12 protein-coding genes are annotated in these 13,413 nt (G+C 56.4%); 9 read left to right on the top strand and 3 right to left on the bottom strand.

The features are described from left to right. Positions 1-2: 2 nt before the first annotated feature. The 6 genes from ftsW to ftsZ all read left to right on the top strand — a co-directional run bounded on the left by ftsW (position 3) and on the right by ftsZ (position 6,997). Positions 3-1,232: a putative lipid II flippase FtsW gene (ftsW, locus tag OXE05_10880; GenBank protein MCY4437825.1), complete on the top strand. Its 1,230-nt coding sequence runs from the start codon at positions 3-5 to the stop codon at positions 1,230-1,232. Between the two features lie 10 nt (positions 1,233-1,242). Further along, positions 1,243-2,664 (top strand): UDP-N-acetylmuramate--L-alanine ligase, encoded by a 1,422-nt coding sequence (gene murC / locus OXE05_10875; protein ID MCY4437824.1) that lies wholly within the window; start codon positions 1,243-1,245, stop codon positions 2,662-2,664. Next, on the top strand, positions 2,661-3,635 hold the full coding sequence (gene murB / locus OXE05_10870) for a UDP-N-acetylmuramate dehydrogenase (protein MCY4437823.1): 975 nt from the start codon (positions 2,661-2,663) through the stop codon (positions 3,633-3,635). The genes murC and murB overlap by 4 nt, the downstream gene beginning before the upstream one ends. A 4-nt stretch (positions 3,636-3,639) precedes the next feature. Continuing rightward, a complete protein-coding gene (locus tag OXE05_10865) occupies positions 3,640-4,437 on the top strand; it encodes a hypothetical protein (protein MCY4437822.1) in 798 nt (265 codons plus the stop codon). Between the two features lie 110 nt (positions 4,438-4,547). After that, positions 4,548-5,789 (top strand): cell division protein FtsA, encoded by a 1,242-nt coding sequence (ftsA, locus tag OXE05_10860; GenBank protein MCY4437821.1) that lies wholly within the window; start codon positions 4,548-4,550, stop codon positions 5,787-5,789. A gap of 20 nt (positions 5,790-5,809) precedes the next feature. Continuing rightward, entirely contained in the window at positions 5,810-6,997 is a 1,188-nt protein-coding gene (gene ftsZ / locus OXE05_10855; GenBank protein MCY4437820.1) for a cell division protein FtsZ, read from the top strand. A 262-nt stretch (positions 6,998-7,259) separates the two neighbouring features. Here ftsZ and OXE05_10850 read toward each other — a convergent pair whose 3' ends face one another. From OXE05_10850 to OXE05_10840, 3 genes are all read right to left on the bottom strand, one after another. Next, positions 7,260-8,933 carry a CocE/NonD family hydrolase gene (locus OXE05_10850; GenBank protein MCY4437819.1) on the bottom strand — a complete coding sequence of 558 codons (1,674 nt, stop codon included), beginning with the start codon at positions 8,931-8,933 and terminating at the stop codon, positions 7,260-7,262. A gap of 178 nt (positions 8,934-9,111) precedes the next feature. Beyond that, positions 9,112-9,444: a HigA family addiction module antitoxin gene (locus OXE05_10845; protein MCY4437818.1), complete on the bottom strand. Its 333-nt coding sequence runs from the start codon at positions 9,442-9,444 to the stop codon at positions 9,112-9,114. 9 nt (positions 9,445-9,453) lie between these two features. Continuing rightward, positions 9,454-9,735 (bottom strand): type II toxin-antitoxin system RelE/ParE family toxin, encoded by a 282-nt coding sequence (locus tag OXE05_10840; protein ID MCY4437817.1) that lies wholly within the window; start codon positions 9,733-9,735, stop codon positions 9,454-9,456. Positions 9,736-10,075: 340 nt separating this feature from the next. On the opposite strand from OXE05_10840, the gene metG reads away from it, so the two are divergent. Genes metG through OXE05_10825 form a run of 3 tightly spaced genes read left to right on the top strand, consistent with a single transcriptional unit; the run spans position 10,076 to position 13,403 of the window. Next, on the top strand, positions 10,076-11,623 hold the full coding sequence (gene metG, locus OXE05_10835) for a methionine--tRNA ligase (GenBank protein MCY4437816.1): 1,548 nt from the start codon (positions 10,076-10,078) through the stop codon (positions 11,621-11,623). A gap of 21 nt (positions 11,624-11,644) precedes the next feature. After that, the gene (locus OXE05_10830) at positions 11,645-12,424 is read left to right on the top strand and encodes a TatD family hydrolase (GenBank protein MCY4437815.1); all 780 of its coding nucleotides are present in this window, start codon (positions 11,645-11,647) and stop codon (positions 12,422-12,424) included. Between the two features lie 34 nt (positions 12,425-12,458). Further along, positions 12,459-13,403, top strand: coding sequence for a polyprenyl synthetase family protein (locus tag OXE05_10825; protein ID MCY4437814.1), 945 nt, complete (start codon positions 12,459-12,461; stop codon positions 13,401-13,403). The last annotated feature ends 10 nt before the right edge of the window (positions 13,404-13,413 follow it).

The raw sequence follows: 13,413 nt of genomic DNA, 5'->3' as shown, positions 1-13,413 counted from the left end.
CAATGCTGCGAATTCTACCCGGGACTATTCCTGCGAACAGGGATGACGATGAACAACACGCGCGCTGGCCGGACGTTCCGCTGACCGTATTAATGCTGGCATTGCCTCTCATTGGATTGATTGCCATCTATAGTGCCAGTATTGCCGTTGCCTATGCAGAGACTGGTGATCCACACTTCTACTTTCGTCGCCAGCTCTTGTTCCTCGTCGTGGGCTTTGCGGCAGCATTCACCATGATGCGGATTGACTATCATTGGTTTGGCCGCATTCAATTTCTCGGAATCAACCTTTCCTTCTGGCTCCTGGCGGCCGCAGTCGCAGTACTGGTGTTAATGGCGGTGACAGACATTGGCCACTTGTCTCGGGGGTCCGTACGCTGGATTCGATGGGGACCGTTGAGCTTGCAACCCAGCGAATTAGTAAAGCCCGTAATTGCTCTCTATCTCGCCCAGGTCCTTGCTAGGCGCGATAAGGGAGCCAACAGGCTCGTGTACTTTCTGGCACCCACTCTGCTGGTGGGGCTCGTAGCCGCAATCATCGCTCAGCAACCGGACCTCGGCACTGCAATTATGATTTTGCTCATAGGCATGTCAATTCTCGTTGCGGCTCGCATTCCGCTTCTCTATCTTGCCGGCTTTCTTGTCGCCGGATCGTTCGCCGCTTGGTACGCTATTGTGCTGCATCCCTATCGGCTGCAACGGCTCACTGCGTACCTTGACCCCTTCAACCCTCAATATCAAGACAACGTCGCGCACCACAACGTCCAGGCCCTTTACGCCTTTGCATCGGGCAAGATAACCGGCGTTGGCCTTGGTCGGGGGATGCAGAAGTTCTTCTACATGCCCGAGCCCCACACCGACACAATCTTTGCCGTCATCGGCGAAGAGTTGGGCCTTATCGGGACACTGGCGGTGCTCTCTCTCTTTGTACTACTGGCTTGGCGAGGGTTTGGCGTTGCCGTCAGAGCGCCGGACTTGTTTGGACAGTTGCTCGCCCTAGGGCTGACGTGCGGACTCTTCGGCCAGGCGATCCTCAACATGGCAGTCGTAACCGGCATGCTGCCTTTTACCGGCATTCCACTCCCTTTCGTCAGTGCCGGCGGTTCGTCGCTTCTCGCCAGCTCAATTGCCATGGGCTTACTACTCAATATTTCGACTCAAACAACGCAAGTTACTAGGAATAAGAGCCGTCAAACCTGGCATTCCAGGCCCGACGGTGGTCGCCAAGTGTAAGGGTTACGGGGTGAATGCACACGAGTTACAGCAATTTCTGGGGACCCACCCTCGCAACGTCCACCTCATTGGGGTGGGCGGCGCCGCTATGTCTGGACTCGCGCGCATACTTACGATACAAGGGCATCAGATCAGCGGTTCAGATGTGGCTGCCTCCGACAACCTCGACACGCTGCGCGATTTGGGCGCTACTGTGCACGTTGGGCATGCGGCTGCCAATGTCGCCGGCTCCGATCTTACCGTGTTCAGCTCCGCAATTTTGCCCGACAACCCCGAGTTGGTTGCATCTGAGCAAGATGGTATACCTACGGTCAATCGTGCTGTGCTCCAAGGTGCGCTGTCACTTGAAAAGACCACAATCGCCGTCGCAGGTACCCACGGCAAGACAACGACAAGCACCATGATCACGCACGCGCTGCGCGCCAACAGGCAGGACCCTTCATACATGATTGGCGGTGACCCACAGAATTTCCCTCACAGCTCTCATTGGGGCACCGGATCGATCATGGTGATTGAGGCCGATGAGTTTGACCGCGCCTTCCTCGAACTATTCCCAAGTGTCGTCGTCATTACCGCGGTCGAAGCCGATCACCTCGATACATACGGTACGCTAGAGAACCTGGAAAGTGCATTCCGAGACCTTGTACACAAGCTGCCCGCTGACGGTACTGTTGCAACACACGCGGACAGCGTCACCTGCCGCCGCGTTGCCGCAGTAGCTGACAGTCGGCTGAGAACCTGGTCCTTGCGCGGTAGAGCCCAATGGGTCTCTTCAGAGCTCACGCCTCGCAAGGGCGACGGATATGAAGCGACGATTCAGAGTGTCACTGGGGAGCGTCTTAGCCTCTCGCTGCGCATTCCAGGTGTCCACAACGTCCTGAATGCCTTAGCCTGCGTGACGGCGCTCGATGCTGTGGGCGTTCCTGCAAGCTCGGTTGTAATGGCACTGAACCACTTTCAAGGGGTCAGGCGGCGATTTGAAGTGAGGGGACGAGAGAATGGGGTTACGTTGGTGGATGACTACGCCCACCATCCTACGGAAGTCCGGGCAACATTGCGCGCTGCAAGAGATTGGCACGAGGGCCGCATAGTCTGCGTCTTCCAACCGCACCTGCGCAGTCGAACTGCCGATCTCTTTGACGAGTTCGCCGAGGCATTTCGCGGCGCTGACGAGCTCATACTTGTCGAAATCTATCAGCCGACCGGGCGAGAAGACCCGCTGCCTCTCTCGAGTGCAGACCTTGCAGAGGCTGTAACCAGACCAGGAAATGCGCGGTACGCGGCAACACTGAGAGACGCCCTCACCCAAGTAATGCGATTGATCGAATCTGGCGATCTCATAATCGTCATGGGAGCGGGAGATATTACTGAGCTGTGCGATCCGCTTCTCGAGCATTTGCAGAATCGCATGCCAATGGAATCACCGTCGTGAGCCCTACTTCAATGCAATGCAAACGTCCGCCAACTGAGGAACCGGCTGCACAAGGATTGGCCGGTATTGCTGCCGTCGCCGTACGATCGCCGCTCAACTTGAAGCCGGCGTGGCACGAGCCTCTGGCAAGGCACACGTCGGTGCGCGTGGGCGGCCCGGCCGACCTCCTTATTCGTGTACGTTCCGAAGAGGCCCTGCGCGCATTGGCGGCAGTTGCTTACAAACAGTCTCTTCAATTTCGTGTGATTGGAGACGGGACGAATCTCATTGCCGCCGATGCCGGCATACGCGGGTTAGTGATCCGAAACCATGGCGGCAGTCCCAGTCAATGTGCTGACGGTGTTTCAATTTGGGCAGAAGCGGGGTGCTCTCTTATCAGCACAGCACGTTGGGCAGCGAGCTTGGGGCTATCAGGGCTTGAAGGCGCGGCAACAATTCCCGGAACAGTGGGTGGAGCGATAGTCAACAATGCCGGCGCGTATGGGTGGACAACAGCGGAATCAGTCACACGCATTAAGGTATTGGACCGCCATGGTGAACGCTGGATACCTGCCGATGAAATGCGTTATGGCTATCGAACCAGCATCATCAAAGAGTGTCCTGGATATGCCGTGGTGTTGGGAGCCGAAATGCGGTTGGCGCCGGGTGACGCAAGTCGAATTCTATCCACGATACAAGAGCGGTTGCAAACGCGGCAGCGCACACAACCCACTGCTCCAAGCTCCGGTTCGGTCTTCCGTAATCCTGACGGGCTTAGCGCCTGGAAGCTCATTGACGAGGCAGGAATGCGCGGACGGGAGAGCGGGGGTGCGCACGTCTCCCCGTTACACGCCAATTTTATCATCAACAGTGGCGCGGCAACCGCAGCAGAAGTTTTCGCCTTAATTCGAGAAATCGAAGAAGCGGTGAAGGCTCACCTGCACATTACATTGCAGCGGGAAATCGAATTCTTCGGCGCTTGGGAGCAATAAACCGATGTCAGCACGAGTGCAGAAACTTGAGACACCCGGCAAGGTCAGCAGTGTGGGAGGGCCCTTTCGCCTCATAGGTCGAGGGGTGCGCACATTCGGCCATCGCTGGTTCTCACTGATGATCCTATGTTCCGTTTCGATCGCACTGTGGGGAGCTCTCACCTCACCGGAGTTTCACGTGTCTATAGTTGCAATTCGGCGCATCACACCACCAACGCTTGCCGGGGATAACTCACTCGTGAAGATTCAGTCTTTTACGGGGCTCGTGGGACAATCCATCTTCTTGCTCGATCCTCATCAGGTAACGAATCAGATTACACAATTGCCTGCGGTGGCAGCCGCAAGGCTCTTTCTCGTTTTGCCGAGCCGAGCGATAGTCGAAATGGCAGAACGGCAACCGGAAGCGCGTTGGATTGCCAATGGCCATGTCTTCCTGATTTCGCGAGAGGGAGTAATCATAGGCAGCGGCGATGCTCCGGATCTCACGCTGACCTTCATCGACACCACCGGTGCGCCGCTCCATACCGGAGACCTTGTTGACGCCAGCGCCGTGGAGACGGCATTCCTCTTACAGGATCTCTTGTCGCGCTCCGGAATTAGCATCAATGCTTTCAGGTATTCAACTCGAGAGGGTCTGTCCGTCGAAGCAGCGGAGGGATGGATCGCACAATACGGCAGCGGAGATCGCATAGTTGAAAAGACTCAGGAACTACTGACAGTCCTCCAGGTTGCGCAAGAACAGCAACTCTTGCTAGACGTCATAGACCTGCAACCAAGCCGGAGTCCGACATTTAGAACATAACTGCAACAGTTGATAATGGTACTTGACAACCACCCGATTTGGGATTTGCTGAATGGCAGAATCCCAGGTATAATGTAACCATTCTCTTCCCGCAAGGTAGGTAAAGGGAATTGAGCAAGAATAATCTCATCGTCAGCCTTGACGTGGGAACGACCAAGACACGTGCGATCGCATGTGATACTGCGTCCGATGGTCTCCCGAGAATTGTGGGCTTAGGTATTGCGCCGACACACGGCCTGACTCGTGGCGCCGTGGTAGACATGGATGCCACCACCGGGTCAATCCGTACGTGCCTGGGGTATCTCCAACAGTCTCTCGGGCAAACACCACTCGCTACACATCTGAGCGTTAGTGGCTGCAATATCAGTTCGCAAATTGTGCGAGTTGAGACTGTGGTGAAGCAATCCAAAGGTGCGATTACCCATGCGGAAATCGACCATGTCTTGGAGTTGGCGCACAGGGCCTCGATACCAGAGGATCGTCAAATAGTCACGGCATTCCCCGTTGGGTTCATGCTTGACGGCACTGAAGGAATCCGTGATCCCATCGGCATGTATGGAAACGTGCTCGGCGCGGAAGTCCACATGATTACGGCCAGCGTGGGGCCAATTCGTAATCTGACGTCATGCGTCAATGCTGCAGAACTTGCTGTGGACGGAGAAATCACCGCCCAGGCCCTCGCCGCGGCAGAGGCCGTACTGTCGGACCAGGAAAAGCAGCTTGGCGTCGTCCTCGTCGACATTGGCGGCGGCACAACTGACATGGTGCTTTATACCGATGGCGTACCATGGCATACCGCAAGTATCCCGCTTGGCGGCATTAATATTACCAAGGACATCTCATATGGCCTAAAATTGCCCCAGGATGTTGCGGAAGAACTCAAGTTGCAGTACGCTACGGTAGTTGAAGAGGCACTTGACGACGAATCTGAAATCGATGCGCCTGGCTTCTATCCAGGTAAGTGGACGGTGCTCCAGCAGCGGGACATTACCATGATAGTAATGGCTCGCATGGAAGAGCTCTTAGAGTTAGTTAAGGATGAAATCCGTCGCACAGGATACTTCGACGTCTTGCCGGCCGGTGTTGTGTTTACAGGCGGCGGCTCAGATTTACACGGTCTTGAGGAGTTAGCATCAGCAGTTCTGGGTCTACCTGTGCGGCAGGGAGTAGTCCCCCTAATGCGGGGAATGAATGAGGACATTTGTCGACCGGAGTTTGCCACCAGTGTCGGCCAGATATTGTATGCCGCTAAACTTCAGCGGGCACGGGTGCGGCGCCCCATGAGCGCTGCACTTGGTATAGTGGCAGAGAGACTTGGGTCGCTCATGCGATCTCTTATTCCGATGAGTTAACTTTACGTAGGGTGGTACGCATGGCAAGTGGTGCAGAAAACCGCATTTCTCGACTTCCCTCAAGTTCGAGTGATGAATCGGGACGATTGGACCCAAGACAGCGCCAAGAATCCTGGGCCCACATCAAGGTTGTAGGCGCAGGCGGAGCAGGCGGCAATGCAGTAGACCGCATGATTCAGAGCGGTGTAAGTGGCGTTGAGTTTATTGCCGTGAACACCGATGCGCAGACTTTGATGAGTTCCCAGGCCGAAAGACGAATCCGCATTGGCGACAAACTCACGAAGGGTCTGGGAGCCGGCGGACAACCCTCAGTAGGCGAAAAGGCAGCGGAAGAAGCCTACGAAGAGTTGCAGGATGCGCTGCGCGGCTCGGACATGGTATTCATTGCCGTTGGCATGGGAGGTGGAACCGGTACTGGTTCTGCGCCCGTCATTGGCGAAATCTCCCGAAACATTGCAGCCCTTACGGTCGGTGTCGTGACACGACCGTTCACATGGGAAGGCGTACCGCGCAAACGCATAAGCGAAGAAGGCATTCGCAATATTCGAGAGCATGTAGACACGCTCATCACCATCCCGAATGATCGAATTCTAGAGATTGCCCCTAAGAATACGCCGATTACGGAAGCATTTCGTTTGGCAGATGAGGTGCTGCGCCAGGCTGTTCAGGGCATTTCAGATCTCATTACACAACCTGGACTCATTAACCTTGACTTCAATGACGTCAAGGCGATAATGCAGAATTCCGGTACTGCCTATATGGCAATTGGGTACGGAAGTGGTGAGAACCGCGCTGCGGACGCAATGCGAGACGCTTTGGCCAATCCGTTGCTTGAAATGTCCATAGACGGCGCTAAGGGCATTTTGCTCAACTTCACCGGCGGGCCGGATATGAGCCTGCACGAAGTCTCGCAAGCAGCCGAGATTATTTCCAATGCCGCCGATCCTGACGCCCAGATCATCTTCGGATCGGTTATCGAAGAATCTATGAGCTCCGACATTCAGATTACTGTCATTGCCACCGGCTTTGACGAGCAAGACATACGCCGCCCGGGTGTGCGGGGCGCTGTGGAGCCTCGTAGCCCAGATTCCGGGGATCGGCCTTCTGTCATTCCAATTGGAACAGAAGAAATCGACGAAGTCGATGCGGAGCACGACCTTGAGGTGCCGACTTTCTTGCGGAAACGCATGAACCGCCAGGACCGCTGACGGTTCTTCCGCACGCGCCACGAAAGCAGCAAAGAGGGCGGAGAGGTATTCTCTCCGCCCTCTTTGTTATTGTGCCTGCTACTTTCCCAATCCCCGGCCACACGCGTGGCGGTCTCGTTCTACCCAATCAGGCTCCCTCAGCGGGTCCCTTCTTCGTCTGCCCCGCATTGCCGAGAGGCGTCCCGCGCCGCCAATGCGCCAATCGGTCGAAGCGCACTCCATATCTTGAGTGTTCTGCGATTCCACGTCCGGGGCGGTCGCATCACGAGGTTGGGATGACGGGCAGTAAGATGTGGGAAGGATAAACCCGGTCATGGTGGACCGTCTGTCGCGCGACCTGCCAATTGTCCTCCAGACCATTGTTCTCTGCGCCGGTATTTAGGTTGCGGTCGAAGCGCGGAAAGTTACTTGATGAGATTTCCACGCGGATGCGATGACCGGCATGAAAGACGTTGCCAATGACCCAAAGATCGATCTCGTATTCGTAAACCTTCCCAGGCTGAAGGAGAGACGAGGTTTCCCGACCCTCACGGAATCGCGCGCGCACGATGCCGTCGCAGAGGCTCAGGGCACGGCCATCCGGGTGCACATCGACCAACTTAGCCGTCCAGTCGGTGTCCGGCTGGTCGGTGGCGGCATAGAGCGTCACCTTTATCGGTCCCGTTACCTCAAGTTCGCTCTGCAGCGGCTCGCTCGTGTAGCACAACACGTCCTGGCGCATCTCGATATTCTGCTGGTCGTAGGGCCCCCACGGCACAATGTGCGGCGAGCAGCAGTTGTTTCCGCCCAGTGTCGGTACCGGCGCGATGGGGTCATAGGTGAAGCCATCGGAGGGTTCATCTGTGGGCAGTTCTATGGAAAGTCCGCCGTCGCCGTTAAGCGTATTCGCAGCGCCCCGGGAATGGAAGTACCAAGGCTGCCAGTCGGTGCGGGCAAGCGGCCACTCATGCTCATTGCGCCACTCGTTGCGCCCCATGATGAAAAGCCGTAGCGGCGGTTCATCGAGGATTCCGTTTTGTTCTCCCTTCAACCAATAGTCGAACCAGCGCAGTTCCTCACCATCCAAGTCGACCATCGAATCCGCGCCAAAGTCTACTTGGCCCGTGACACGTGAAAGGGAAAGCGCATGCGGCCAGGGGCCCATAATAAGCTGGCTCTGCCGCGCCTCCGCGGAGCCCCCATGCAGCCGCAGCTCATTCCAATTGTCAAACGTGGCCTTGGAGTAGAGATCGAACCAGCCGCCCATGTTGTATGCGGGAGCGCTTATATCCTGCCACTTTCCGCTGTTGCCGGATTGCTCCCAATACTCATCGTAGTGAGGATGGCGAACCCAGTCTTTCCAAAAGTCTAGGTCGCGCCCGATCGCGCTGGGGATCTTATCCACCGGTAACGTACGAAACACGCGGCCCCAGTCTTCATACTCGATGTTCTGGGCAGTGCGACCGTGCGTACGCGAGCCCCATGTCGCCAGCACACCGACTTGGAGAGCGCCCTGGGTATATCCGGGCGAGTCGTAGAAGTCGCACGGGGCGACGCGCGGCACGATACTGGTCAGATGCGGGCTGCCACGCCACGCGGCCGTCCACTGCGTAATGCCCAAGTAAGACCCACCTGCCATACCGATCTTGCCGGTGCTCCACGGCTGCTCCGCAATCCACTCCACCGTGTCGTGTCCGTCATCGGCTTCATTCACCACTGGATAGTAGGCGCCGTCAGAGTCCCACCTGCCGCGCACGTCCTGAATGACGGCGGCGTAGCCCCTGGCCGCGAGGTACCGACCCTTTTCGATCAAGAGGTCGGTGTTGTTGCCGTACGGTGTGCGTACGAGAACGGTGGGCGCAGGCCCTGTACGTGCAGGCAGGAAAACATCTGCGGACAAAGCCACGCCATCCCGCATCGGCACTTTGGCATCAACCAGGGTCCGAACAATTGACACAATGCGTACCTCCTCGAATTCAATAAAATTGTCGCTTTAGTGCGAAGATTTGAGGTCTGAAGCGATGTTCTTCTGGCAGTTTAACATAGGACGTAGTTTCTATTGTGCGTTCACCGGACGCCCCGCTCCCGGAGTGAGCACGCCATGCTGAGCCCGTATTGCTTGCTCTGGCTCATGTTTACCTCACGGTCGTCGCGGCACCGGCGATTCTCTCATGGTCGCGAGGCTGTACGCTTGCTGATATATCCTCGCCTGATTCAATCTCGGCTACACGCAATTCAAAGGCTTGCTGCAGATTCAACCAGAACTGCGGCGTGGTGCCGAAATAGCGGGACAAGCGTAGCGCCGTATCGGCAGACATCCCTCTTTGACCATTCAAAATTGCCGTAATTCGGTTAGTAGGAACTCCGAGTGCATTCGCCAAAGCGTTGGCCGACAGGCCGAGCTCCTGGAGTTCTTCACCCAACACTTCGCCCGGGTGAACTGGTCTCATTCCATTGCTTGTACTCATTAGGACTCCTCAGCGGTGGTAGTCCACAATCTCTACATCAAACGGTCCATTATCCCCCCAGCGAAAGCAAATTCGCCATTGGCGACTAATCCTAATACTGTACTGACCCGCCCGGTCACCGGAGAGCAGTTCCAGCCTGTTGCTAGGAAGAACGGCTAGGTCGCGCAAAGAAACTGCGCTATCCAACACGGTAAGCCTGCGGGTCGCTTGTTCGGCAAATCCCTGAAAAGCGCGAACATTCCTCCCTTCGAAGAAATGCAGCGTTCTTCGATCCCTAAACCCTTGAATCATTATAACGCTTTACGTAAACAGTAAACTACAGAGGCCCCGCTATTGTAGGGATAGTTACTATGGCAAATGAAAAGACATCCGTTTCCAGCTACTAATTGGCCGGACATCTGGTCCAGCGATCACTTGACCGCGAGAGTATTGGTTATCCATCTTATATGGCCAACTGCCTCTATTCTATGGTCATTAGCAACCGTGATCGCGTGCCGCAATTTGCGGGTCAAGACTTTCGTGATGGATAGGCAGTAAAGTTGGGGCTTGCCAAACTGCATGGTATGATGGTGGAACGGAAACCACAGGATCAGATCTTCCCGATATTCCATTGACCAAGTTCAACTTACCCATGGCAACCTACTATCTAACAACCCCCATTTACTACCCCAATGCCAAGCCCCATATTGGCACGGCATTTTGTACTATCGGCTGTGACGTACAGGCGCGCTATCGCCGCTTGAAGGGCTACGATACGTTCTTTCTCACGGGTCTCGATGAGAACAGCCTCAATGTGGAGCGCCAGGCCAGAAGCCAGGGCAAGGATCCGCAGGACTATTGCGACGAAATGGCGGAGTTCTTCCGCGATCTTTGGGACAAGCTAAACATCTCCTATGACGGCTTCATCCGCACGACTGAAGAGCACCACAAGCACGCGGCACGACTCTTATTGCAGAAGTGCTACGACGCCGGCGACATCTACAAAGGGACCTATGCCGGGTGGTACTGCCTCCCTTGCGAGGCCTTCTACGCCGATGACGACTTGGTAGACGGCAAGTGCCCTGTGCACGATGCCGAGCCGGAGTGGACGGAAGAAGACAACTACTTCTTTGCCCTCTCCAAGTACCAGGACCGGTTGCTGGCATTCTATGACGAGCATCCGGAGTCGGTTTTGCCAGACTTTCGGCGCAATGAAGTCGTGAATATGGTGCGCGGCGAACTGCGGGACTTCAGCATTTCCCGTGCCAACAAGACGTGGGGAATTCCCGTACCCTTTGACGAAGAGCAGGTCATCTACGTTTGGTTCGATGCGCTCACTAACTACATCACCGGCGTTGGCTATGGGCAAGATGACGAATTGTTTGCCCGCTACTGGCCGGCGGATGTGCACGTGATCGGCAAAGACATCATTCGCTTTCACTGCGTCTACTGGCCGGCGATGCTGATGTCTGCCGGGGTGCAATTGCCGAAGACGGTTTGGGCGCACGGCTGGATCATGTTCCGAGGCCTGAAGATGAGCAAGTCCCGCGGCACAGGCGTAGACCCCTTCGAGATGGTGGACGAGTTTGGAGCCGACGCGGTGCGCTACTACCTGGTGCGGGAAATCCCGTTCGACCAGGACGGCGTATTCTCTTGGGAGAGTTTCTATAACCGATACAACGCCGACTTGGCGAACGATCTTGGCAACCTTGTGCAACGCACCACATCTATGGTTTCGCGTTACTTTGACGGGGTGCTGCCGGCCCCCGGAGACGCAACCTCACTCGACGAATCCTTAAGGGAAGTGGCGCAGCAAGCAGTTGAAGGTGCGGAGCGCGGGCTTGAGTCATGGGACCTCGACGCGGCATTAGATAGTGTCTGGACGCTTGTTACTCGTGCGAACCAATACATTGAGGAAAACGCGCCCTGGGTACTTGCCAAAGACGCCGACCAGCGGGAGCGTCTTGGATCCGTGCTTTACAACGTGACCGAAGCCGTGCGCATCCTGGCCGTTTTGCTCGGTCCGTATGTCCCGCAGACGGCGGATACCATACTGGAGCGCCTTGGCGAACCTCCGCTTGACGCCGGTGCCTGGGAGCGCGGCCTTGGGTGGGGGGGCTTAACCTCAGACCGAAGCATATCTACCGGCAAGCCGCTCTTTCCCCGCCTAGAAGTTCCCGAGTTCTCGGAAAGCACGTAGCAGGCTGCTGCTGGTTCGCCCATGACGGATACCCACGCCCATATCAACTCGCCGCGCTTTGCTGAGGACCTATCCGCAGTTGTCGACCGTGCAAGCGCAGCCAATGTTACTGCCATTGTCGTCGTCGGGGTGGACATTGCCTCGAGCCATGCGGCCGTAGCCATTGCCGAGCGCTATCCAAATTGCTGGGCGACGGTTGGCGTGCACCCACACGAAGCCGATTCCTGTACTCCGGCTACCTGGCGCGACTTGGAAGCGCTTGCGCAGGCGCCGAGGGTAGTGGCTATCGGTGAGACCGGCCTTGATTACTATCGCAAAAACGCCTCCAGGCGTGCCCAGCAGGATGCCTTTACCAAACAACTCGCACTCGCGTCGCAGTCCCAATTACCCATAGTGGTTCACATGCGGGATGCTTACGCTGACGTGCACCGTATGCTCACGCAAGCTTCGCCCATGCAGCAAGCGGTGATGCATTGCTTCTCCGGTGATAGCGTGCAAGCGACAGCACTCCTTAATCTCGGGTGCATGATATCCCTTGCGGGCCCGGTGACGTTTCGCTCTGCGGCAAAGTTGCATCAAGTTGCAAAGATGGTACCATCGGATAGGCTATTGATCGAGACCGATTGCCCCTACCTTGCGCCCGTGCCGTACCGGGGCAAGCGGAATGAGCCAGCTTACGTACGTTGCACATTGGAGTCCATTGCCCGGAGGCGCAGCATCGCGCCAGAGGACCTGGAAGAAATAACTGATAGGAATGCCCAGACGTTCTTCAAACTCCCCACCCACGACGCAACCAATTGAGGAACAGGCCTCAATTGGTCGAATAAGTGCGCCTGTGGCGGACGAGCTGGCTCAAGTTGAGGAGTTTCTCGCGTCCGTGTGGGAAGAGACGCCAAACCCAGCGCTCTCGCGCCTGGTGCGCCACATCCTCGCGGCCGGCGGTAAGAAGCTCCGACCACTGCTCACGCTGCTGTGCGCGTCAGTACATTCACCCGTGGACTCGCGTGCGGTGAAAGTGGCCGCTGCCATTGAGATTCTGCACGCGGCAACGCTCATCCACGATGATGTTATCGACCACGCGTACGTACGACGAGGCCTGCCTACGGCCAATTCAATGTGGTCCAACAACCTTGCCGTGCTCTCTGGCGACTACCTCTTTGCCAAGTGCTCCCACGTCGTGGCACAGTTGGGCGATCCGGCATTGGTGCGCATTCTGGCACGTACGGTAATGCGCATGGTGGCGAGTGAAACGACACAATTCTCGGACGTTGCGTACGTTGAGCGGCTGGAAGACGAATATTACCGGAAAGTGCAAGGCAAGACGGCGTCTCTGCTCGAGCTGTGCTGCGACGGCGGGGGCCTGGTTGGAGGCGCTTCTGAGGAAGAACAGCGTGCTCTGCGCACGTACGGTGAGAACCTGGGTGTTGCTTTTCAAATCGTCGACGACATACTCGACATTGCAGGCACCGAGGCGGAGCTGGGAAAACCCGTCGGCGGGGACCTGCGTGAAGGAACTATAACGCTCCCCATCGTTTTTTTCTTGCGAAGCAACCCAAAGCATGCCGCCTTGACCACATTGCTGAAACAAGAAGCCGACAATGACACAATTGTGTGGGAAGCAGTTGAAGCAATACGCACGTCCGGCGCGATAGACCTGGCGTATTCCAAGGCCAGGCAGTTTGGCCAACAGGCGCGCTCCGCGCTCATTGACTTGCCGTCCGGTGTTAGTCGCGATTCTCTCGACATGCTCATTGACTACGTGGTAGAACGACGACAGTGAACCAACAACG

Source organism: Chloroflexota bacterium (genome assembly GCA_026710945.1).
Lineage (GTDB): Bacteria > Chloroflexota > UBA11872 > VXOZ01 > VXOZ01 > VXOZ01.
Note: the sequence above shows the minus strand (reverse complement) of the source record. Positions and strands in the feature narration are given on the sequence as shown.

Bases quoted from the DNA above. Each gene is read 5' to 3' on its own strand.
- OXE05_10865 (MCY4437822.1), top strand. From the start codon at position 3,640: ATGTCAGCACGAGTGCAGAAACTTGAGACACCCGGCAAGGTCAGCAGT.
- ftsW (MCY4437825.1), top strand. From the start codon at position 3: ATGCTGCGAATTCTACCCGGGACTATTCCTGCGAACAGGGATGACGAT.
- ftsZ (MCY4437820.1), top strand. From the start codon at position 5,810: ATGGCAAGTGGTGCAGAAAACCGCATTTCTCGACTTCCCTCAAGTTCG.
- OXE05_10830 (MCY4437815.1), top strand. From the start codon at position 11,645: ATGACGGATACCCACGCCCATATCAACTCGCCGCGCTTTGCTGAGGAC.
- OXE05_10845 (MCY4437818.1), bottom strand. From the start codon at position 9,444: ATGAGTACAAGCAATGGAATGAGACCAGTTCACCCGGGCGAAGTGTTG.
- metG (MCY4437816.1), top strand. From the start codon at position 10,076: ATGGCAACCTACTATCTAACAACCCCCATTTACTACCCCAATGCCAAG.
- OXE05_10840 (MCY4437817.1), bottom strand. From the start codon at position 9,735: ATGATTCAAGGGTTTAGGGATCGAAGAACGCTGCATTTCTTCGAAGGG.